Here is a 17,062-nt window from a genome sequence, read left to right on the forward strand (position 1 = left end):
ACCCGGGGTGCCAAAAAAACTTGCGGCCAGGTGGAGATTTGACGATATTGAGGTGCCGTTCCCGCCGGCAAGCCACTGGCAAGCACCGTTGCGCGTAGCGGCGGGCGGCGTCTTTTTTGGAGGATGTTGCATTGAAGTGTCCCCCCATTCTCGAGTCGGAAGCAGCCCGCCTTCAGGCGCTTTCCGACTACGGACTTGATGGTGATCGCCCTTTGCCAAGCCTTGATTCGGTCGTCCAGATCGCGGCCAGGATCTTCGGCATGCCCGTTGCGGCCGTGAACCTCATTGGCGACGACCATGTGTTCTTCGCGGCCAGCACAGGGTTCGAAGGCCAGCGCGTGGACATGCGGCGGGACGTATCGTTCTGTGCGCACGCCATCGCCAGGAATGAGGTCATGGTGGTGCCGGACGCGAGCCGGGATGCGCGTTTCTATGACAACCCGCTGGTCACCGGATTCGCCGGCGTGCGGTTCTATGCGGGAGTGCCGCTGTACTCCCCTGGCGGGCTGGCGCTGGGCGCGCTGTGCGTGATCGACAGTGTTCCCCATTTCGACTTCTCGGACGACGACCGTGCGCGGCTCGCGGATCTCGCGCAGATGGCCTGCGACCGTCTGGAATTGCGCAGGCTGGAACACTCCACCGAACGCGCCCGGCGGCCCTTCGAGGACGATGCGCGAACCTCGCCCACGGCGGTGGTCTGGTTCGATGAGAGCTTGCGTGTCATGGCATGGAACAAGGCCGCCGCGTCCATCTTCGGCCATGTTCCGGCGGACGGTCCGGGCCGCCTGGTCGTGGATTTCCTGGCGGAGCGCCACCGCGCCGCGGTGGGAGGCCTCATTGCGCAGGCCGCCGCCGCCGGCACGGCGGACGGGCTGGTGGTTCCCGACGGCTTGGCCGGGGTGCGCAAGGACGGCTCGGAATTCCCGCTGGGCGTGGCGCTTTTTTGCTGGCGCGACAAAGGCAAGCTGACCTTCCACGCCCATCTGCAGGACCTGTCGAGCCACCCAGGGCAGTCCGCGGAGCTCCGGCGGCTGTCCACGACCGACCTCCTCACGGGATTGGCCAATCGCGCGAGCTTGTACCGGCGCATGGAAGAAGCACTGGCGGGATCCGCCGGGGCATGCCTGCTGCTTGTCGACATCGACGGCTTCAAGGACGTGAACGACACCCTGGGACATGGCGTGGGCGACGGTGTCTTGCGCGAAGCGGCCCAGCGCCTGGTCGAGTGCGTGCCTTCGCTGGCCACCGTGGCGCGCACCGGCGGCGATGAATTCGCGGTTCTCATCCCCGGCTGCACCAGCCATCGGGAATCGATGGCGGCGGCCCGGAGCATCGTCGACAGCCTTGCCGAGCCCATCAGCGTGAACGTGCACGAAATCCGCATCACCGCGAGCTGCGGACTGGCCGCGGCGCCGGGCGATGCGCAGGAAGCACTGGAGCTTTTCAGCAACGCGGACCTCGCCCTGTTCAAGGCCAAGAGCTATGGGCGAGGGCAGGTCTTCGCGTATGCCGCGACTCTGCGCATGGAGGCGACGGCCCGGAGGCTGTACAGCATCGAGCTGCACCGCGCCGTCAGCGAGGGCGAGTTCGTGCTGTTCTATCAGCCCCAGATCAGGCTCAGCGATGGCTCCCTGCGCGGTGCGGAGGCCCTGATTCGCTGGCAGCACCCACAACGCGGGTTGCTCTCGCCCGCTGCATTCCTGCCCGCGCTGGAAAACGGGCCCCTGGCATCGGTGGTGGGCTTCTGGGTGCTCGACGAAGCCTGTGCGCAGGCAGCGCATTGGCGCCGCTGCGGCGCCACCGATTTCCGCATCGGCGTGAACCTGTTTGGCGCCCAGTTCCGGGTGAACGACATGGCGGCGGAGGTGGCCGCCACCTTGCAGAGGCATGGCTTGCCCCCGCATGCCCTGGAGCTGGAAGTGACCGAGAACATCGTTCTCGATGACGATGATCTGGTGCTGGGCGTGCTGGAGAAAATCAAGGGCATGGGCGTCGGCATCGCCTTTGACGACTTTGGCACCGGTTATGCGTCGCTCAGCCTCCTCAAGAAGTACCCGGTGACGCGTTTGAAAATCGACCGTTCCTTCGTCCAGAGCACGCCCGAGTCAGAGCGGGATACCGCGGTGGTCCGCGCCATTCTGGACATGGCCCGGAGCTTCGATCTTGAAACCGTGGCGGAAGGCGTGGAGACCGAAATGCAGCGCGACTACCTGAAGGATTGCGGCTGCCAGGAAGGGCAGGGCTACCTGTTCAGCCGCCCTGTGTCCTTCTACGAGTTTTCCGAGTCCTTCCGCCTGTGCACGGAACGCCGGATGGGCAAGCTTGCATGATGGCCGCCGCGCCAGGGCCGGTATGCCGCAAGCCGCAATGAACCGGAGTCCGACGCCACGCTTTCACCTGCGGCGCGCCGCGGCCGTCCCACCCGCCAGGACACAGGCGGCGGCAAGAACCTGGAGCAAGAGCACCATGGCAAAAAAAGGCCCGGTGTTGGTGCCCAGCAGCGGGGCACCCGCTGCCCCGTGGCTGAGTACCGCCGCAAAAACCATGGGGGCGAACGCGTAGAGGGCCTGGGCCACCGCCACGCAGCGCGCAACGACCCGTGGTACCTCCGGGGGGGCGAATTCTGATTGCGCGATGAGCGGTGGCATCGAGGTCGCATTCCCGATGCCCAGGCCGAACAGAATGATGCCCAGAACCAGGATGCCTGCGTGGTGCGCGCCCGCAAGCAGCATCAGCGCAGTCCCCACGGCCTGCACGCCGTAGCTGCATGCCGCGGCAAGCCTGCGGTTGGCCCGTGGCCCCACCACGCGGGCCATCACCAGGCGTCCGCCCATTCCGCACCCCGTGGCCAACGCCATGATGGCGCCGGCCTGCTGCCTTCCCAACCCCGGCACCATGAGCGAGAAGAGCTGGGCAATCAGTCCGATTTGGGCAAACAATCCCAGCGACATGGCCGCCGCCAAGGTCAGGAAGCCCCGGTTCGACCATCGAAGAGTGCCGTCCCGTGCTGGAGGGGGCGCGCCTGCTTCCGTATGGCTGCCGTCGGCTCCATCCGCCACCTGCGATTGTGTGGAGGGTGACTTGGGCAGCACCGTGTGCGCGATGAGCGCGACCATCCCCACCAGCACGGTGCCCACGCAAAGCGCTGCCACGGGGAATCCGTAGCGTTCGATCATGGCCGCCCACAGGGGGGAGAACACCATGCCCCCCACGCTCGCGCCGTTGTATGCCTTGCCCAGCGCGAGAGGCCGCCGCGCCACGAACCAGGGCGAGATGATCGCGTTGATGCCTGCTGCCCCCAGGGGAACCCAGCCACCGCCGGTCAATGCCGCCGCGACAAAAAGCTGCCAGGGCTGTGCCGCGGCGGCCCATCCAGCGACTCCGAGCGCGAGCACGACGGCGCCCCCCTGTGTCGCCGCGGGAATGCCGAAACGGCGATGCCATCCTGGCAGGCAGATCACGACCCCTGCACCCACCAGGAAGTGAAAGGTGACCGCAGCAGACACCAGGGACAGGGACCAGCCGGTGCGCGCCATGACCGCGTGCAGGAAGACTGGCGGGCCGTAGAAGCCCGCGCCCCATCCCAGCAGTGCAATGACGAAGGCTGCGCGGACTACGGTGTCGCCATAGAAGACGGGGCGGCGGGTGGAAGGCATGCGGACAAGAGTGGCGGGCGCGGTGAAGACCGCAGGACCACCGATGCTGCCCGCTGGCGCGAGAGCACGGTTCGCCCTGGAGCGAACTGTGGGTGTTCATCCACCGTGCATCGTCGGGGGCGGGGCGCGCCCCTTGCGTTCCCGCCGTCTCTGGTGACCGGCCACAGCATTCTTGTCTGGTGGAGACCCGCCTCTGGGCGGGCGTGTCAGGGGCTCTGGCGTCGAGGCGACGCGCCGGGTGCGTGCGGCCGCAGTGGGGCGCCCGCCCTGACGCGGCGCACGGGAAGGTCGGGCGCGAGCCGCTCCACGGCAGAGGTGCGGGACGCGGGTCGAAAGCCGTGTGGCACCACCAGCACGTCCACGCGTGCCTCCCGGAGCAGGCGTTGTGCAACGCTCTCGAACAGGAGGTCGGACACCATCGACGCCGGGTGTTTGCCGACGACGACAAGGTCCGCCGCGCTGTGCTGCTGCTGCACCAGAATCTGGCGAACGGGGTCTCCCCGCCCGATGGAGGACGACAGCCGATTGCGCCGTGCATCATGCGAATCCGTCAATGTGACCATCCTGTCCTGCGCGGAGCGCCGGCACTGTTCGCGGTAGAGCTGGATGGCGCGCTCCGACACTTCGGCATACCGCAGCTTTCCTTCGTCGGCGGTGCTGATGGCGTGAAAGAGCTCGACCCGTGCCGAGGGATGGAGCGCAAGGCCCAGGTCGACCAGGCCGTGAGACATCCGCGAGAAGTCCACGGCCACCATCAGACCCTGGTACGGCTGGTGGGCCGGATTGCGCACGACGATGACGGGGCGTGGGCAAGTGCGCAGCATCCTGAGGGCCGGATGGGTGGTGAACCAGGCGCGCAGGCCTTGCACGGGTGCCGTGCCCCACACGACCAGATCGGCGCCAGCCGCCCAGCGTGCGACCTGTTCGGCATCGCCTGCGGCCTGCGTTGCCGCCTGCACCGCGATGTCGTGGCGCTGCCCCAACTGCACCGCGTGATGTGCCAGCCGCACGTCCGTGTCCGGAGGCGGCTCCTCGCCGGGGTCGGCAAGGTAGGAGATTTTCAGCGTCGCACCGTGCTCGGCGCAGCACAGCGCAGCCCGGGCCAGTGCGTGGCCTCCCTGCTGGGAGAAATCGGTGACGGCAAGGATGGAGCGAGGGATCATGGGGAAAACTGCTTTCTGAAAGAGCGGCGCCGGCTGGCGGCGCCAATGCGCGGCGAGACCAGGGCGGGCATGGAGATCGGCGAGGGGACGTGCATCTGGCGCACCGCGGGCCGCGGTGGCTGCTTGCCGCGGGGCTACCTGGCGTAGTCGCCCCAGGCCTCGGGCGGGTGGCGGACGCTCGCGGCCGTGGCTGCGCGCGTTTCGCCATGTGTGGCGGCCACCTCGGCATGCGGGGCGCGGGAGCGGACGATCTCTGCGGTGTGGGGCAGGTCCGCAAGGAATGCGGGAAGCTGCGGGACTCTCAGCCGCGACCGGCGAGGGAAGTCAGGTTCGGTGAGCGTGCGCCCGCCGTGATCCGCTGTATGCATGAAAAGCACTCCATCGAGTCCGGCCGTTGCCCTGTGGGCAAAAGGCGGCCGCTACCGCGCAAGGCGGGTGCCCGGCGGTGGATGTCTGCGCTGAAAGGGGGAAAAGGTGCCGCCGGGCTCAGGAATGTGCTGGCGCTGGCTGACGGTGCGCCTTCCTTACCGCCGCGCGAAGCGGTGCGGTCAGGGCGGCGGCGGTTCGAGGGAAGGTGGCGGTCATGGGCCCAGTGTACGCAAGGTGCACCCCTTTGGCGGCCAAAGGCCCCATGCTTCTTGCCAGATAGCGCGGATGTCCCGGGCTACCCGGGCCAGGTGCCGCCTGTGGCCCTGAACCTGGCCATCGTGCGCGCGGGCCTGGAGGGGGCGGGCCTGGCGGCGGCCGCTAGAGCGCCACGGTTTCCGGCTCGTGCTCAGTCCGCACGCCCAGCGGCAGCACACACAGCCTGACGCCGTCCAGCGTGAGCACCAGGCCAAGCTGCCCGCCCATCTGCACCACGCCACAGGAGGTCGCGGCCGGCGCGGAGACGGCTTCGGCGGCGGCCACGCATGCCCGCGCAGACGCACTGACTGGCGGCTGGCCGAGCATCGCCCACAGTATTTGCGGATCACGCAGCCGGAGCGATTGCAGGAACATGCGGAAAACCACCTCTTCGCTCGATTCGCGTTGGGGCGATGGCCGAGGCTCCAACCCGCTGCCCGCGCGCCGCAGCCGCAACAGTGCCCGCCGCAGCTGTTGCCGGCTGGCGGTTTCGGACCGGCCACTGGCCTGGGCGATCTCGGCATGGCCGAGCTCGAACACTTCGTGCAGCAGCACCACGGCCCCGTCCGCTGGCGCCAGGTGGGCGGCGAGCAGGCGCAGCGCGCGGGAGGCATCCTCCGCCAGCGCCGCATCCATCTCGGCCGATGGCGACGCATGCACGGGGTGGCTGGCGACAGCTTGCGCCAGCCATTGCTGCATCCAGTGGCGCCGGCGCAGGCGGTCGACGGCCAGATTGCGCACCACGGTGAGCAGCCAGGCCTGGGCCGCGTTGAGTTCCAGCGCCTCGGCCTCCAGCGCGCGGACATAGGCGTCCTGCACGGCGTCCTCGGCATCCGAGGGGCCCAGCAGGCGGGAGGCCGCGCGCACCAGGCGGCGGCGGTCAGCGTCGATCAGGGCCGGCTGGCGTTCGTCATGCATCTGCAAATCTTGCCACAGCCGTGCCGGGGCCCGCGTGTCACGAAATCCGCGCTTCGTTCGTCAAGGCAGTTCCACCACCCCGAGGAATCCCGCCCATGAACACCCCAGACACCGCCACGACGCCCAGCGCCACCGAGCCGCGCACTTCCTATCTGGAGGAAAAGGCGTTCAAGTCGCGCACCCTGTTGATCTTCGGCACCGTCACCGACCTGGTGGCCGCCGACGTGGCGCGCCGGCTTATCGCATTGGACGCCGACAGCGCCGAACCCATCGACGTGCTGGTGAGCTCGCCCGGCGGACACCTGGAATCGGGCGACGCCATCCACGACATGGTGCGCTTCATCGCAGCACCGGTGAACATGATCGGCACTGGCTGGGTCGGCAGCGCGGCCACCCATCTTTACCTGGCGGCCCCACGCGAGCGGCGCTACTGCCTGCCCAACACACGCTTTCTGATCCACCAGCCCAGCGGCGGCTCCGGCGGGCCGGCCAGCGACATCGCCATCCAGGCCCGCGAGATCGTCAAGGCCCGGGAGCGCATCGCGCGCACGATCGCGCGGGAAACCGGCAAGCCGCTGGACGTGGTGCTGGCGGACATCGAGCGGGACCGGTGGCTGTCGGCCGAGGAAGCGGTCGAGTACGGACTCGTGTCGCGGATCATCGAGCGCAAGAGCCAGCTGCGGGCCGCTTGATCTGGTGGCGCACGCGGCGAAGGAGGGCCGTCCGAAGGACGCCGAGGCTGGGTAGCCTTCACCGGTGCGGCCGGAAACCCGGCCTTGGATTTGGTTCCCGGAGATTGTTTCCGATACTGGAACGGTTAGTTCGCGACCAGATGGTTTTTCTGTGCACGCCACCGGCGTACAGTTCAACCCATCGATGAGCCGAACCCGCAAGGCGACTCACCGAACCCGGTTTGAAGCAGTCGTGAGCATGGCTCTTCGCGCTTTGTTCCGGCTTTTTTTGAGACGCTTTTCTTTAAGGATTTCTATCATGAACACCACCGCCCGTTTTCTCTCCATCGCCGCTGTTGCCGCTTTCGCCTCTTTTGGCGCCCACGCCGACGAAGCCGACTCCTCGCAGTTCGCCCTGCAGTTCGATACGAACCGCACCCGTGCCGAAGTGAAGGCGGAAGCCGTTGTCGAAGCTCGCACCCACAACATGGAGCCAGCAGGCTCCCGCGTGGTGACCTACCAATCCACGGCCGACCGCAGCGCCGTGCGCGCCCAGGCAGCCGAAGCCGTGCGCACCGGCCAGATCCCTCACGGCGAATTCAGCGCCATGTAATTGAATTGACGCAGTTGCGGGCCTTTCCATGGTGGCGGCACTTCGCGGGTGCCGCTGCCATGGGAAGTGTTTTCACCGCAGCGCAAGGCAGTACAACGGGCCCCATCGGGGCCTTTTTTTGTGGGTGGTCTCCACGTGGCGGCAAGCACCGATAAACTGCTGCCGAGGCCGCATTGGCGCCATTGAGGGCGCGCGGGGGCCTCTTGCCTGCCACCCTCCCACACGGCCTTGTCCCAGAGCGGGGTTCTCCCAATGATCTGCGCCACTTTCCTGTGCATAGCCGCCATGTCGTCTCCGGCGCAGGCCGAGGACGTCTGGTTCACGTTGCATGGCGACCGCCAGGAGGGTGAAAAGAACCTGATCGAGGTGCGCCCCGAGCCCGTGGGCCTGGACCACCGCGTGGTACTCGATCTGCGCGTTTCAAGAGACAGGACCCGGACTTCCTTCAAGGGGCAGAAGTACCGCTCGTACTATGCCAGGGTGGTGGTCCATTGCCCTTCCCGAACGGCGTGGTATGTGTGGCTCACCTACTATGGGCTGCCGGCCTGGAAGGGCGACGCCGTGGGCCGCGAGGAGTACGCCGAAGGCAAGGCCCCCGTGCTGTTCAAGGATGTGCCGGGAGAGCCTTACAAGGGAATGATCTCTGCGGCATGCAAGGTGCGTGGGTAGCGCCCGCCGGTGCGGTTGCCTCACGCATTCTTCCCGGATTTCTGCAGGATGCTGATGTGCCCGTCTGCTTCAAGAAACGCAAATTGCATGTCTTTCGGGTCGCAGTCCGCTTCACGCAGCGCACGCTGCGCGTCGCACAGCGGTACATGGTGCTTGCGCAGCACATCCGTGAAGATTTCCCCGTTGCTGCCGATCAGGACCGGACGGCCTTCCACCCACTGCTGAACCCGTTCGCTGCGGGAGGTGATGACCGCGACGGCGACATTCAGCGCAATCAGCGTCGTTGCGGAAAGCAGCCCTGCCGTGACGGACTTCTCGTCACCGTTCAGACCTGCGGACACCGACTCGCTCAGCAGCATCACCACCAGAAGATCGAAGGGGGTGAACTGGCCCACCGTCCGCTTGCCTGAAATCCGTACCAGCAGGAGAAGCACCGCATAGATGATGGCGGCCCGCAATGGCATCTCCCACCACGCACCGCCCAGCTGAAAAACGTCCATAGGCTTACCCGTCTCGATCTGCACCCGTGAAACCGACCGGCATCGACATCCTTCCGATGCGCCGGTGATCGCTAGACTATCCGAGCGCCCCGCGAAGCGGGCGTCAGAGGAATGCCGGCTTGCCGGCTGGGCGTGTCCTACAGGTGGTGTTCTGGTGGCCCTCGTGGCCGCTCAGGGCGAGCACGGCCGCGAAGAACGTCATGCCTTGCGGATGGAGCATTTGAGAACCCGCGACATCTGGTGCAGCGCGGCCTGCTTGTGCGGTTCGTGCTCGGCCGCCGTGCAATTGGCGGGCACCCATACCTTGAACCCCCGCATGTAGGCATCCATCGCCGTCAGGTGCACGCACATGTCCGCCGCCAGGCCGACAACGATCAATTGCTGCGTTTGCATCTGCCTGAGCAGATGGTCCAGCGGCGTCGAGTGAAAAGCGGAATGCAGGGGTTTCAGGACCGTCAGGTCGCCATCGCCCGGCGCCAGAAGGGTGGCGATCTCGCCCCGCGCACCAGGCAAGGCCTGGCATGCCTTCACCAGGTCCTTGAAGTCAGACCTCCAGATCCCATAGTTGGCATAGATGGCCACCGCCCCCTGGGCCGAGAGCCGGCGCTTGAGCCGCGCGGTGGCATGCGCCGCCTCCAGGGCGCCGCGCAGCAAGGCGTTCGCGCCGGGAAACCGCATCGGATTGATGAAATCGACAAGCACCAGGGCGGTGGCGCTCGGCTTCAACGCGGCCGCCTGGATTTCGGCCTTGCCGAATGCAGGGGTGGCCGCCATCACGGTCCGCCTACAACCGGCGGGTTTCCCAGGGGGCCAACCCGGTGGGACGTGCCTTTGATGCCGGTCGGCGGCATTGCGGCGATCGGGGTCGGCGCGGCAGAAAACTCCAGGGTTTCAGGGGCTCTGCAGCGCGATGGCGCAGGCGGCCTTGATCAGTCGGTCCCTGGGGTTGGGCTCCATCTCCGCGAAGGCCAGGTTGCGGCCGTCGCTCTCGGCATACTCCACCAGGCGCATCTTTCCGTGCCACAGCGGCTTGCTGAACAGGGCGATGGAGCGGTGCCACGCCTTCAGCCCGGTACAGTCCACCACGGCCGTGGAGTAGTAGGAGTGGTAGGGCTGGTCATCAAAGCCCGTGCGTGGCCTGGCGCGGTTCACCCTGAGCTTGACGAGGCGCATGGATTCAAATGCGATGGCGCTGGTGGCATCCACCTCCAGCGTGTCCACGAAGGCATTGGCGGGGTCTCCCACCACGGTGAGCCATGAGGGCGCCTCGGCCGCGGCCGCCGAGGATGCCAACACAGCCACGATCAGGAGGGGGGTCATTTGCGGTCTCGTGCAAAGCGTCATTAAACCCGATTGTTCCGGGAAGGTGGGCTCCGTTCGTTCTTCTAGAACACACCCAGCGCCAGCCCCGCAGCCATCGCTTCGCCCAGGGTGCGGCAGCGCAGCAGATCTTCATCTCCGATGTGCTTGACGGCGAGGATGGCCTCGGGGGTCTGGGCATGGGTGCAAACGATGAGGGGATCCCCGATGGACCGCAGGCGCCAGCCGGTGGCGATGCGCTCTATTTGCCTTGCCGCGCTGTGTCCGTCGCTGCCCGCGCAGACCAGGCTGGCATAGGGCCGGCCGTTGACGTGGTCGAGCACGGCGTAATAGCTGCGGTCGAAGAAATCCTTGAGCTGACCGCTGATGGCTGCCAGGTTCTCGGGCGTGGCGAAAATCAGCCCGTCCGCGGCCAGCACGTCCGCGGGCCCCGCCTGCGCGGCGTGCAGCAGCCGCACCGCGACCGCCGCATCGGAGGCTGCGCCCTCGTGCGCCGCCTCGGCCATCTGGCGCGTGCCATCCGTCATGGAGTGATAGACGATCACCAAGGTCTTGCGCTTGTCCATGTCTCCAGCATAGCCCGACAACCGCCCGGTCCGTCGCTGGCGCCCGCGGGCGGATACTCTTGACCCTTGTCCCATAAGCGCGTTCAATCCGCCGTACCGCAGTCCGGTTGCAAATTGTCGCCATTGCTGCAGTTGCTTTCAGTCATTTCAGTGCACCGGTCAGGCCGGGGCCATTCAAAGAGATAAGACCATGAGCATCGCCAGACGCCTTCATGCCATTTCCTTCCTCTTGATCGCGGGGCTCGCGGGAATCGTGCTCCTGGCCTGGCTCTACCTGGGGGAGGTCACGCGCCAGACAGAACTCGTGGCCGGCAAAGAGGTGCCGCGCCAGCTCCAGGCCAGCGCGATGGAGCTGAACGTCACGCGGTCTTCGCTCCAGATGCGCCATGCGATGCTGGTGCGCACGCCGCAAGAGCTGGCGGCCACGCTGGCGGACATCGCCGACAAGAAGCGCTTGATCGACACGGACCTCGCCAGCTTCGTGCAGGCCGCGGACACCGCCGCCGAGAGGACTCTGAACGCCGAGCTGTCCAAAGGGCTGCAGGCGTTCTGGAACGTGGCCGAGCAGAACCTTCAGTTGATCCAGGAGGGAAAGAAGGAGCCGGCGTTTGACTATCTGGTGGCCTCCACGATCCCCACGCGCAATGCGGTGCTTGCCGTCCTCGCCAAGGAAAAGGAGCACCAGGCCGGGCTGCTGAAAGCCAGCCTCGCCGAGATCGAACGGGACGTGAAGCTGACCCTTCGCGCGCTGGTCAGTGCCGTGGCGGCGGTGGCGATCGGGCTGCTGCTGTTCTCCTGGCACATCGGCGCCACCTTGCGGCGCAGGGTGGCCGCGTCGCAGGCCGTGGCCAATCGCGTGAGGGACGGCGACCTGACCACCCCGGTCACGGACGGCTCGCGTGATGAATTCAGTCCCCTGCTCGCGGCGCTGGCCGTGATGCAGGACTCGCTGACCCGGATCGTCAGCCAGGTCCGCAGCGGCTCGGAGACCGTGGCGGCGGCCAGTGCGCAGATATCCACGGGCAATGGCGACCTGTCCACCAGGACGGAGCACCAGGCGAGCGCCCTGGAGGAGACGGCGGCGGCCATGGAGGAACTCAATTCCACCGTGCAGACGAATGCGCAGAATGCGCTGCAGGCGAATGTGCTCGCGCAGAGTGCCTCCACGGTCGCGAAGCAGGGGGGCGACGTCGTGTCCAGGGTGGTGGACACCATGAGCGGCATCAATGAAAGCTCCAAGAAGATCTCCGAAATCATCGGCGTCATCGACGGCATCGCCTTCCAGACCAATATCCTCGCCCTCAATGCCGCCGTGGAGGCCGCCCGGGCTGGCGAGCAGGGGCGTGGATTCGCGGTCGTGGCCTCGGAAGTGCGCAGCCTGGCAGCACGCTCCGCGGCGGCGGCCAAGGAGATCAAGGCCCTCATCGCCACCAGCGTGGAGCGCGTGGAGGCCGGGACCGTGCTGGTGGGCGCCGCGGGGCAGACGATGAAGGAAGTGGTTTCGTCCATCGAGCGGGTGACCGAGACGGTGGCGCAGATCAGCGCGGCCGGAACCGAGCAGAGCCAGGGCGTGAGCCAGGTCAACGTGGCCGTCAATCAGATGGACCAGGCCACCCAGCAAAATGCGGCGCTCGTGGAGGAAATGTCCGCGGCCGCCTCCAGCCTGAGCATCCAGTCCCGAAGGCTGGTCGAAACGGTCGCGACGTTCAAGCTGTCCAGTTCCGCGCTGCAACTGGAAGCCTCGGGCCAGCCCCACCCGGCCTTGATGCTGGCCTGAGCCCGGCCGCCGTGCCCGATTGATCCTGTGCGGCCCCGTGCCGGCGCGGGGAGCGCGGGCACGCGTCAGCCGGGCCGGAATCCGAGCGCTTTCATCGCGGGTGTCAAACTCACCGCGGCCTCTTCGCAGGCCTGCCAGGGGCCATTGCCCACGCCAAGCCTCGCGTCGATGTTCCGGACGTTCCAGTGCGCGGCGCTGGTCAGCGCATCCAGTTCTTCCCAACCGACGGGCACGGAAACGCCCATTCCCGGCCGTGCGCGTGCCGACCATGCGCTCACGGTCGTCGCACCGCGGCCGTTGCGCAGGTAGTCCACAAAGATCCTGCCCACCCGGTTGCGCGGACCGCTCTTGGCCACGAAGCGCTGCGGGATCGTCTCGGCCAGGTGCAGCACGATGGCCCTGGAAAAATCCTTGACCGTGTCCCAGTCGCGCAGGCGCTTGAGCGGAACCACCACGTGAAGGCCCTTGCCCCCACTGGTTTTCAAAAAGGCGGGAAGCCCCAGTTCCTGCAGCAGCACGCGCAGCAGCCGCGTGCCTTCACGCACATCCGCCCATGCCACGCCTTCGCCCGGGTCCAGGTCGAAGGTCAGCCGGTCGGGGCGCTCCATCCTGTCTTTCAGCGCGTTCCAGGTGTGGTATTCAATGACGTTCATCTGCGACCCGCTGCGCAAGCCCTGTGGGGAGACCACTTCCAGCAAGGGCGCATGCCCCTCGTCCAGCGCCGGGTCCAGGCTCCGCATGCCGGGCAGCGCCTCGGCCTCCTGGTGCTTCTGAAAGAAGAGTTCTCCCGGCACGCCCCCGGGAGCCCTCACCAGGGCCACGGGCCGTGCTTTCAGGTGCTGCAGCATCAAGGGGCCGACCTTGGCGTAGTACCGCACCATGTCCATCTTGGTGAATCCCGTGGACGGATCGATCACGCGCTCACCGTGGGAGATGCGCGGTCCGGGCTGTGGCGATCTGGCGCGTTTCCTGGCGCGGGGCGATCGCGTCGCCGGGGCCTGTGGTGCGTGTGCCGCGTTCGCGCGCTTCATCAGGCCGCCTTCTTGCGCTGCGCGGAAGGCGTCTTGGCCGCGGCACGCTTGCGCGCGGTTTTGCGCGGCGCCGTGCCGCTCTCCTTGGCCGCCGGCCTGGCGGCAGGGCGGCGGTTTCCGGGCTTGAGGCTGCGCTGCAGCAGCTCCGTGAGGTCGATGATTTCCGCGCTGCCCGTGGCGGCCTGCGCGGGCTGCGTGACCGTGCGGGTATCGCCCTGCTGGACCTTGGCGGCCACCAGGTCCATGACCTGCTGGCGGAATTCGTCCTTGAAATCTTCCGGCTTCCAGTGGCCGGTCATTTCGGCGATGAGCTGCGTCGCCATCTTCATCTCGCTGGGCTTGATGGCGGTGGCGCCCAGGGCGGGGAGATCCAGTCCCTCGAAACCCTTGACCTCGTCGCCCCATCTGAGCAGGTTGAGGACGAGCGCGGGTCCCGAGGGCGCCAGCAGCGCCAGGTGCTGCTTGGTCTGGATCACGACCTTTGCCAGCGCGATCTTCCCGGTCCTGGCGAGGGCTTCGCGCAGCAGGGCATACACCTTGTGCCCCTTGTTGATGGGGCTCACGTAGTACGGGCGCTCCAAGTAGACGAACGGGATTTCCTGGGCGTTCACAAAGCGCTCGATCTCGATGGTCTGGGTGGTGCGCGGGAAGGCGCCTTCGATTTCCTCCGGGGAAAGAACAACGTACTGCCCGTTCTCGTACTCGACGCCCTTGACGATGTGGGCCTTGTCGATTTCCTTGCCGGTGCGCTTGTTGATCCGCTTGTAGCCCACGGGGTCCATCGACCGCTTGTCCAGCCAATCGAAGTCAATGCCTTGCTCCGTGGTGGCGGTGTGCAGGCCCACGGGAATATGGACAAGGCCGAAGGAGATGGCGCCCTTCCAGAGCACCCGGTTGCTGGTAGCCATGTACGCACTTTCTAACGGGGCATCGCGCAGCGCGGGATGCGTCGCGGGGCCGTTGGATTCGATCGTTTCGCGGCGGCCCTGCGATGTCTGTAGGAAAGCGGCGCGCCGCGGCCTCCGAAGAAGGCGCAAGGGGCCATTGGCCTACACCGTTGGCGGACTCCGCTGCCGACAATCAAAGGTCCAACGTGGCGAACGGATGAGGAGGTTTCCATGCCCGGTGAACTCGAGGAAGAGAACGTTTTTGGCACGGCGGATGCAAGCTCCTACTCCGCGGTGCTCTGCAGGACGCCGCAGGGGCGCTACACGGTGCAGAGCCTTCTGATAGACGGGCACAATGTGCCGGTCCGCGATGCCTCCTGGGACACGCGCGAAGAGGCCATCGATGCGCTCAAGGAATACGCCAAGGGAGACCGGCAACCGTAAGGCCCCGCGATCCCCGAGCGGGCGGCGGCAGCGCCAGCGCCGTGGCGCGGCAGGGGCCTGGTCACCCGGGCGGGTGGGCGAGCCTCTCCCTGCGCATTGCCAGCTTGCGGTAGAGCGTCTGGCGGCTGATGCCCAGGGTGCGTGCCGCGTGGCTCACGTTGCCACGGCAGCTCTCCAGGGCCTGCTGAATGGCGGATTGAGACAGTTCGTCCAGGTTCTGCGGCGGGTGCGGGGCTTCCTTTGGCGCGCAGAACCGGTCGGCCCGCCGGAGTTCGTCCTGAAAGTCGTCCGGCAGGTGGTGCCATTCGAGCACCTCCTCGTGCGGCTCCAGCATCGCGCAGGTGGTCCGCAGCACGCTGGCGCATTGCCGCAGATTGCCGGGCCAGGGGTACTGTTCCAGCATCGCCATCAGCGACGGCGCCAGCCGCAGGGCGCGGGAGGGCTCGATGTCCTCCAGCATCCTCGCGCTCAGCGCTTCGAAATCGGTGCGTTCACGCAAGGGTGGAAGCTCGACCGCGAGGCCATTGATCCGGTAGTACAGGTCGGCGCGAAAGCGCCCCTGCTCCGCCTCCTCGCGCAGCTTGCGGTTGGAGGCGCAGATGAGGGCGAAGTCCACGGCCACCGGATGGCCGCTGCCCAGGGGGACCACCTGCCGCTCCTGCAGCACCCGGAGCAACCGCGTCTGCAGGGCCGCAGGCATGTCGCCGATCTCGTCGAGGAACAGCGTGCCGCCCTGGGCCTCGCGCAGCAGGCCCAGGCGTCCTTCGCGGCGCCCGCCGGTGAACGTGCCGGGTGCGTAGCCGAACAGCTCCGACTCGATCAGCGCCTCCGGCATGGCCGCGCAGTTGATGGCGATGAAGGGGCCGTCGCGGCGCGGTCCGCTCTGGTGCGCGCCCCGCGCGAACCATTCCTTGCCCACGCCCGATTCGCCCTGCAGCAGCAGGGGGATGGGCTTGTCGAGGATGCGCCGTGTCTTGGCTGCAGCCATGCGCCAGCGCGCATCGCCGGTGTCCAGGCGCGCCAGGGCATCCGGGGGAGCGCTGGAGGGCGCGGCGGGGGCGAGGGGACGCACGGTGCGCTTGTCGGGCACCAGTTGCCCGAAGAGCTGGGAGCCATCGTGCCTGCGCAGGGAAAGCGGCGCGTCGGGGCGGCGCTGGTGGCGGGACAACAGATCCTCGAAGCCTGGATGGAGGATCTGGTCCAGCGAGACGCAGCCCAGCTGCGCGATGGAAAGGCGCAGCAGCGCCAGCGCGCTGCGGTTGCCGCCGACCACCCAGCCGTCTTCCGACACCAGCGCGATGCCTTCGGCCACGGTGCCAATGCCCTCCGGGTGGGGGTGCAGGTGCAGGCGGATGTGGCGCTGGCTTGCGGACACGAGCAGCCGGTTTTCGATCATGTGGGCGGCGGTGCTCACCAGCCCCAGCGTGTGCGGGTTGCCCCGGCTGTGCTCGCTGGAGATGTCCAGAATGCCCAGCAGCTGCCCCGTGGCGGACAGGATGGGGGCCGCCGCGCAGGTCAGGAAACCGTTGCGCTCCAGGAAATGCTCCGCGCCATGCACTTCCACGGGTGCCATTTCGGCCAGCGCGGTGCCGATGGCGTTGGTGCCGCGCTGCTTTTCGTGCCACGAGGCGCCGCTGGTGAGCGCCACCCGTTCGGCCTTGCCCAGGAAGTAGGCGTCGCCACAGGTGTCCACCAGCGTTCCGCAGGGGCTGGCCAGCACCACCACGCTCTGGCTGTCGCGCACCTGCTCGAACAGGTACTCCATGACGGGGCGCGAATGCGCCAGCAACTCCTGGTGGTGGCCGCGCAGCTGCCGCAGGGCTTGCTGTTCCAGGTTGTCGGGGCTGCCCAGCCGCCCGGTCGGCCGCAGGCCGCTGTCCATGCTGCGCTGCCACGACCGCGCCAGGCGCTCGTCCACAAGCCCGCTGGGGCATTGGCCTGACTCCAGCAGGTGCTGGCGGGCCTGCCGCAGTGCCACCGAGGTGGACGTGGATGTGGATCGCATGGTGTGTGTCTCCTGCCCGGGCGTCATCAACGCGCCCTGTGTACGAGCCAGTATGGCGGTCGCCAGGGGCCAGGGCAATAGCGGCGGCCGGTGGGCGGCTTCAACTGTTCCATTTCGTGACAGGTGTCGCGTTCTGGAGCGGACACCTTGACGCCCGATGGGCCGCACCTTCTTGCAGACGCGCAAACAAAGCCATAAAAATCAAGCACTTGGCAGAT

The 17,062-nt window shown here is 67.2% G+C and carries 17 protein-coding genes; 6 read left to right on the forward strand and 11 right to left on the reverse strand.

Going from position 1 to position 17,062, the window contains the following annotated elements; translation table 11 throughout:
* Nucleotides 1-212: 212 nt before the first annotated feature.
* Nucleotides 213-2,330: a putative bifunctional diguanylate cyclase/phosphodiesterase gene (locus AC07OC_RS17250; RefSeq protein WP_255591046.1), complete on the forward strand. Its 2,118-nt coding sequence runs from the start codon at nucleotides 213-215 to the stop codon at nucleotides 2,328-2,330.
* 63 nt (nucleotides 2,331-2,393) lie between these two features.
* On the opposite strand, the gene AC07OC_RS17255 is transcribed toward AC07OC_RS17250, so the two are convergent.
* From AC07OC_RS17255 to AC07OC_RS17270, 4 genes are all read right to left on the reverse strand, one after another.
* Nucleotides 2,394-3,656, reverse strand: coding sequence for an MFS transporter (locus AC07OC_RS17255; RefSeq protein ID WP_218339763.1), 1,263 nt, complete (start codon nucleotides 3,654-3,656; stop codon nucleotides 2,394-2,396).
* Between the two features lie 206 nt (nucleotides 3,657-3,862).
* On the reverse strand, nucleotides 3,863-4,819 hold the full coding sequence (locus tag AC07OC_RS17260; RefSeq protein ID WP_218339762.1) for a universal stress protein: 957 nt from the start codon (nucleotides 4,817-4,819) through the stop codon (nucleotides 3,863-3,865).
* Between the two features lie 134 nt (nucleotides 4,820-4,953).
* Nucleotides 4,954-5,187, reverse strand: coding sequence for a hypothetical protein (locus AC07OC_RS17265; protein WP_218339761.1), 234 nt, complete (start codon nucleotides 5,185-5,187; stop codon nucleotides 4,954-4,956).
* A gap of 379 nt (nucleotides 5,188-5,566) precedes the next feature.
* Nucleotides 5,567-6,361 (reverse strand): sigma-70 family RNA polymerase sigma factor, encoded by a 795-nt coding sequence (locus tag AC07OC_RS17270; RefSeq protein ID WP_218339760.1) that lies wholly within the window; start codon nucleotides 6,359-6,361, stop codon nucleotides 5,567-5,569.
* A gap of 95 nt (nucleotides 6,362-6,456) precedes the next feature.
* On the opposite strand from AC07OC_RS17270, the gene AC07OC_RS17275 reads away from it, so the two are divergent.
* The 3 genes from AC07OC_RS17275 (at nucleotide 6,457) to AC07OC_RS17285 (ending at nucleotide 8,314) form a co-directional block, all read left to right on the forward strand.
* Nucleotides 6,457-7,053 carry an ATP-dependent Clp protease proteolytic subunit gene (locus AC07OC_RS17275; RefSeq protein ID WP_218296154.1) on the forward strand — a complete coding sequence of 199 codons (597 nt, stop codon included), beginning with the start codon at nucleotides 6,457-6,459 and terminating at the stop codon, nucleotides 7,051-7,053.
* Nucleotides 7,054-7,351: 298 nt separating this feature from the next.
* Nucleotides 7,352-7,645: a DUF4148 domain-containing protein gene (locus tag AC07OC_RS17280; protein WP_218296153.1), complete on the forward strand. Its 294-nt coding sequence runs from the start codon at nucleotides 7,352-7,354 to the stop codon at nucleotides 7,643-7,645.
* A gap of 285 nt (nucleotides 7,646-7,930) precedes the next feature.
* Nucleotides 7,931-8,314 (forward strand): surface-adhesin E family protein, encoded by a 384-nt coding sequence (locus AC07OC_RS17285; protein ID WP_255591045.1) that lies wholly within the window; start codon nucleotides 7,931-7,933, stop codon nucleotides 8,312-8,314.
* A gap of 20 nt (nucleotides 8,315-8,334) precedes the next feature.
* Here AC07OC_RS17285 and AC07OC_RS17290 read toward each other — a convergent pair whose 3' ends face one another.
* The 4 genes from AC07OC_RS17290 to AC07OC_RS17305 all read right to left on the reverse strand — a co-directional run bounded on the left by AC07OC_RS17290 (nucleotide 8,335) and on the right by AC07OC_RS17305 (nucleotide 10,700).
* On the reverse strand, nucleotides 8,335-8,814 hold the full coding sequence (locus AC07OC_RS17290; RefSeq protein ID WP_218339758.1) for a DUF421 domain-containing protein: 480 nt from the start codon (nucleotides 8,812-8,814) through the stop codon (nucleotides 8,335-8,337).
* 198 nt (nucleotides 8,815-9,012) lie between these two features.
* Nucleotides 9,013-9,588 carry a cysteine hydrolase family protein gene (locus tag AC07OC_RS17295; protein ID WP_218339757.1) on the reverse strand — a complete coding sequence of 192 codons (576 nt, stop codon included), beginning with the start codon at nucleotides 9,586-9,588 and terminating at the stop codon, nucleotides 9,013-9,015.
* 117 nt (nucleotides 9,589-9,705) lie between these two features.
* Nucleotides 9,706-10,134: a surface-adhesin E family protein gene (locus AC07OC_RS17300; RefSeq protein WP_218296150.1), complete on the reverse strand. Its 429-nt coding sequence runs from the start codon at nucleotides 10,132-10,134 to the stop codon at nucleotides 9,706-9,708.
* 65 nt (nucleotides 10,135-10,199) lie between these two features.
* Nucleotides 10,200-10,700: a flavodoxin family protein gene (locus tag AC07OC_RS17305; RefSeq protein WP_218339756.1), complete on the reverse strand. Its 501-nt coding sequence runs from the start codon at nucleotides 10,698-10,700 to the stop codon at nucleotides 10,200-10,202.
* 190 nt (nucleotides 10,701-10,890) lie between these two features.
* Here AC07OC_RS17305 and AC07OC_RS17310 point away from each other — a divergent pair, with 190 nt between their 5' ends.
* Nucleotides 10,891-12,477: a methyl-accepting chemotaxis protein gene (locus tag AC07OC_RS17310; RefSeq protein WP_218339755.1), complete on the forward strand. Its 1,587-nt coding sequence runs from the start codon at nucleotides 10,891-10,893 to the stop codon at nucleotides 12,475-12,477.
* 65 nt (nucleotides 12,478-12,542) lie between these two features.
* Here the strand turns inward: AC07OC_RS17310 and ligD are convergent, their stop codons facing one another.
* Both ligD and ku read right to left on the reverse strand, forming a co-directional pair.
* Entirely contained in the window at nucleotides 12,543-13,508 is a 966-nt protein-coding gene (gene ligD, locus AC07OC_RS17315; protein ID WP_370627777.1) for a non-homologous end-joining DNA ligase, read from the reverse strand.
* Nucleotides 13,508-14,416: a non-homologous end joining protein Ku gene (gene ku / locus AC07OC_RS17320; protein ID WP_255591044.1), complete on the reverse strand. Its 909-nt coding sequence runs from the start codon at nucleotides 14,414-14,416 to the stop codon at nucleotides 13,508-13,510. Before ku ends, ligD begins: the two co-directional genes overlap by 1 nt.
* Before the next feature lie 210 nt (nucleotides 14,417-14,626).
* Between ku and AC07OC_RS17325 the strand changes: the two genes are divergently transcribed.
* Nucleotides 14,627-14,839 carry a hypothetical protein gene (locus tag AC07OC_RS17325; protein WP_218339753.1) on the forward strand — a complete coding sequence of 71 codons (213 nt, stop codon included), beginning with the start codon at nucleotides 14,627-14,629 and terminating at the stop codon, nucleotides 14,837-14,839.
* Nucleotides 14,840-14,900: 61 nt separating this feature from the next.
* On the opposite strand, the gene AC07OC_RS17330 is transcribed toward AC07OC_RS17325, so the two are convergent.
* Entirely contained in the window at nucleotides 14,901-16,844 is a 1,944-nt protein-coding gene (locus tag AC07OC_RS17330) for a sigma-54-dependent Fis family transcriptional regulator (RefSeq protein WP_255591043.1), read from the reverse strand.
* Nucleotides 16,845-17,062 lie beyond the last annotated feature (218 nt).

It is taken from the genome of Acidovorax sp. GW821-FHT10E04 (genome assembly GCF_059415185.1).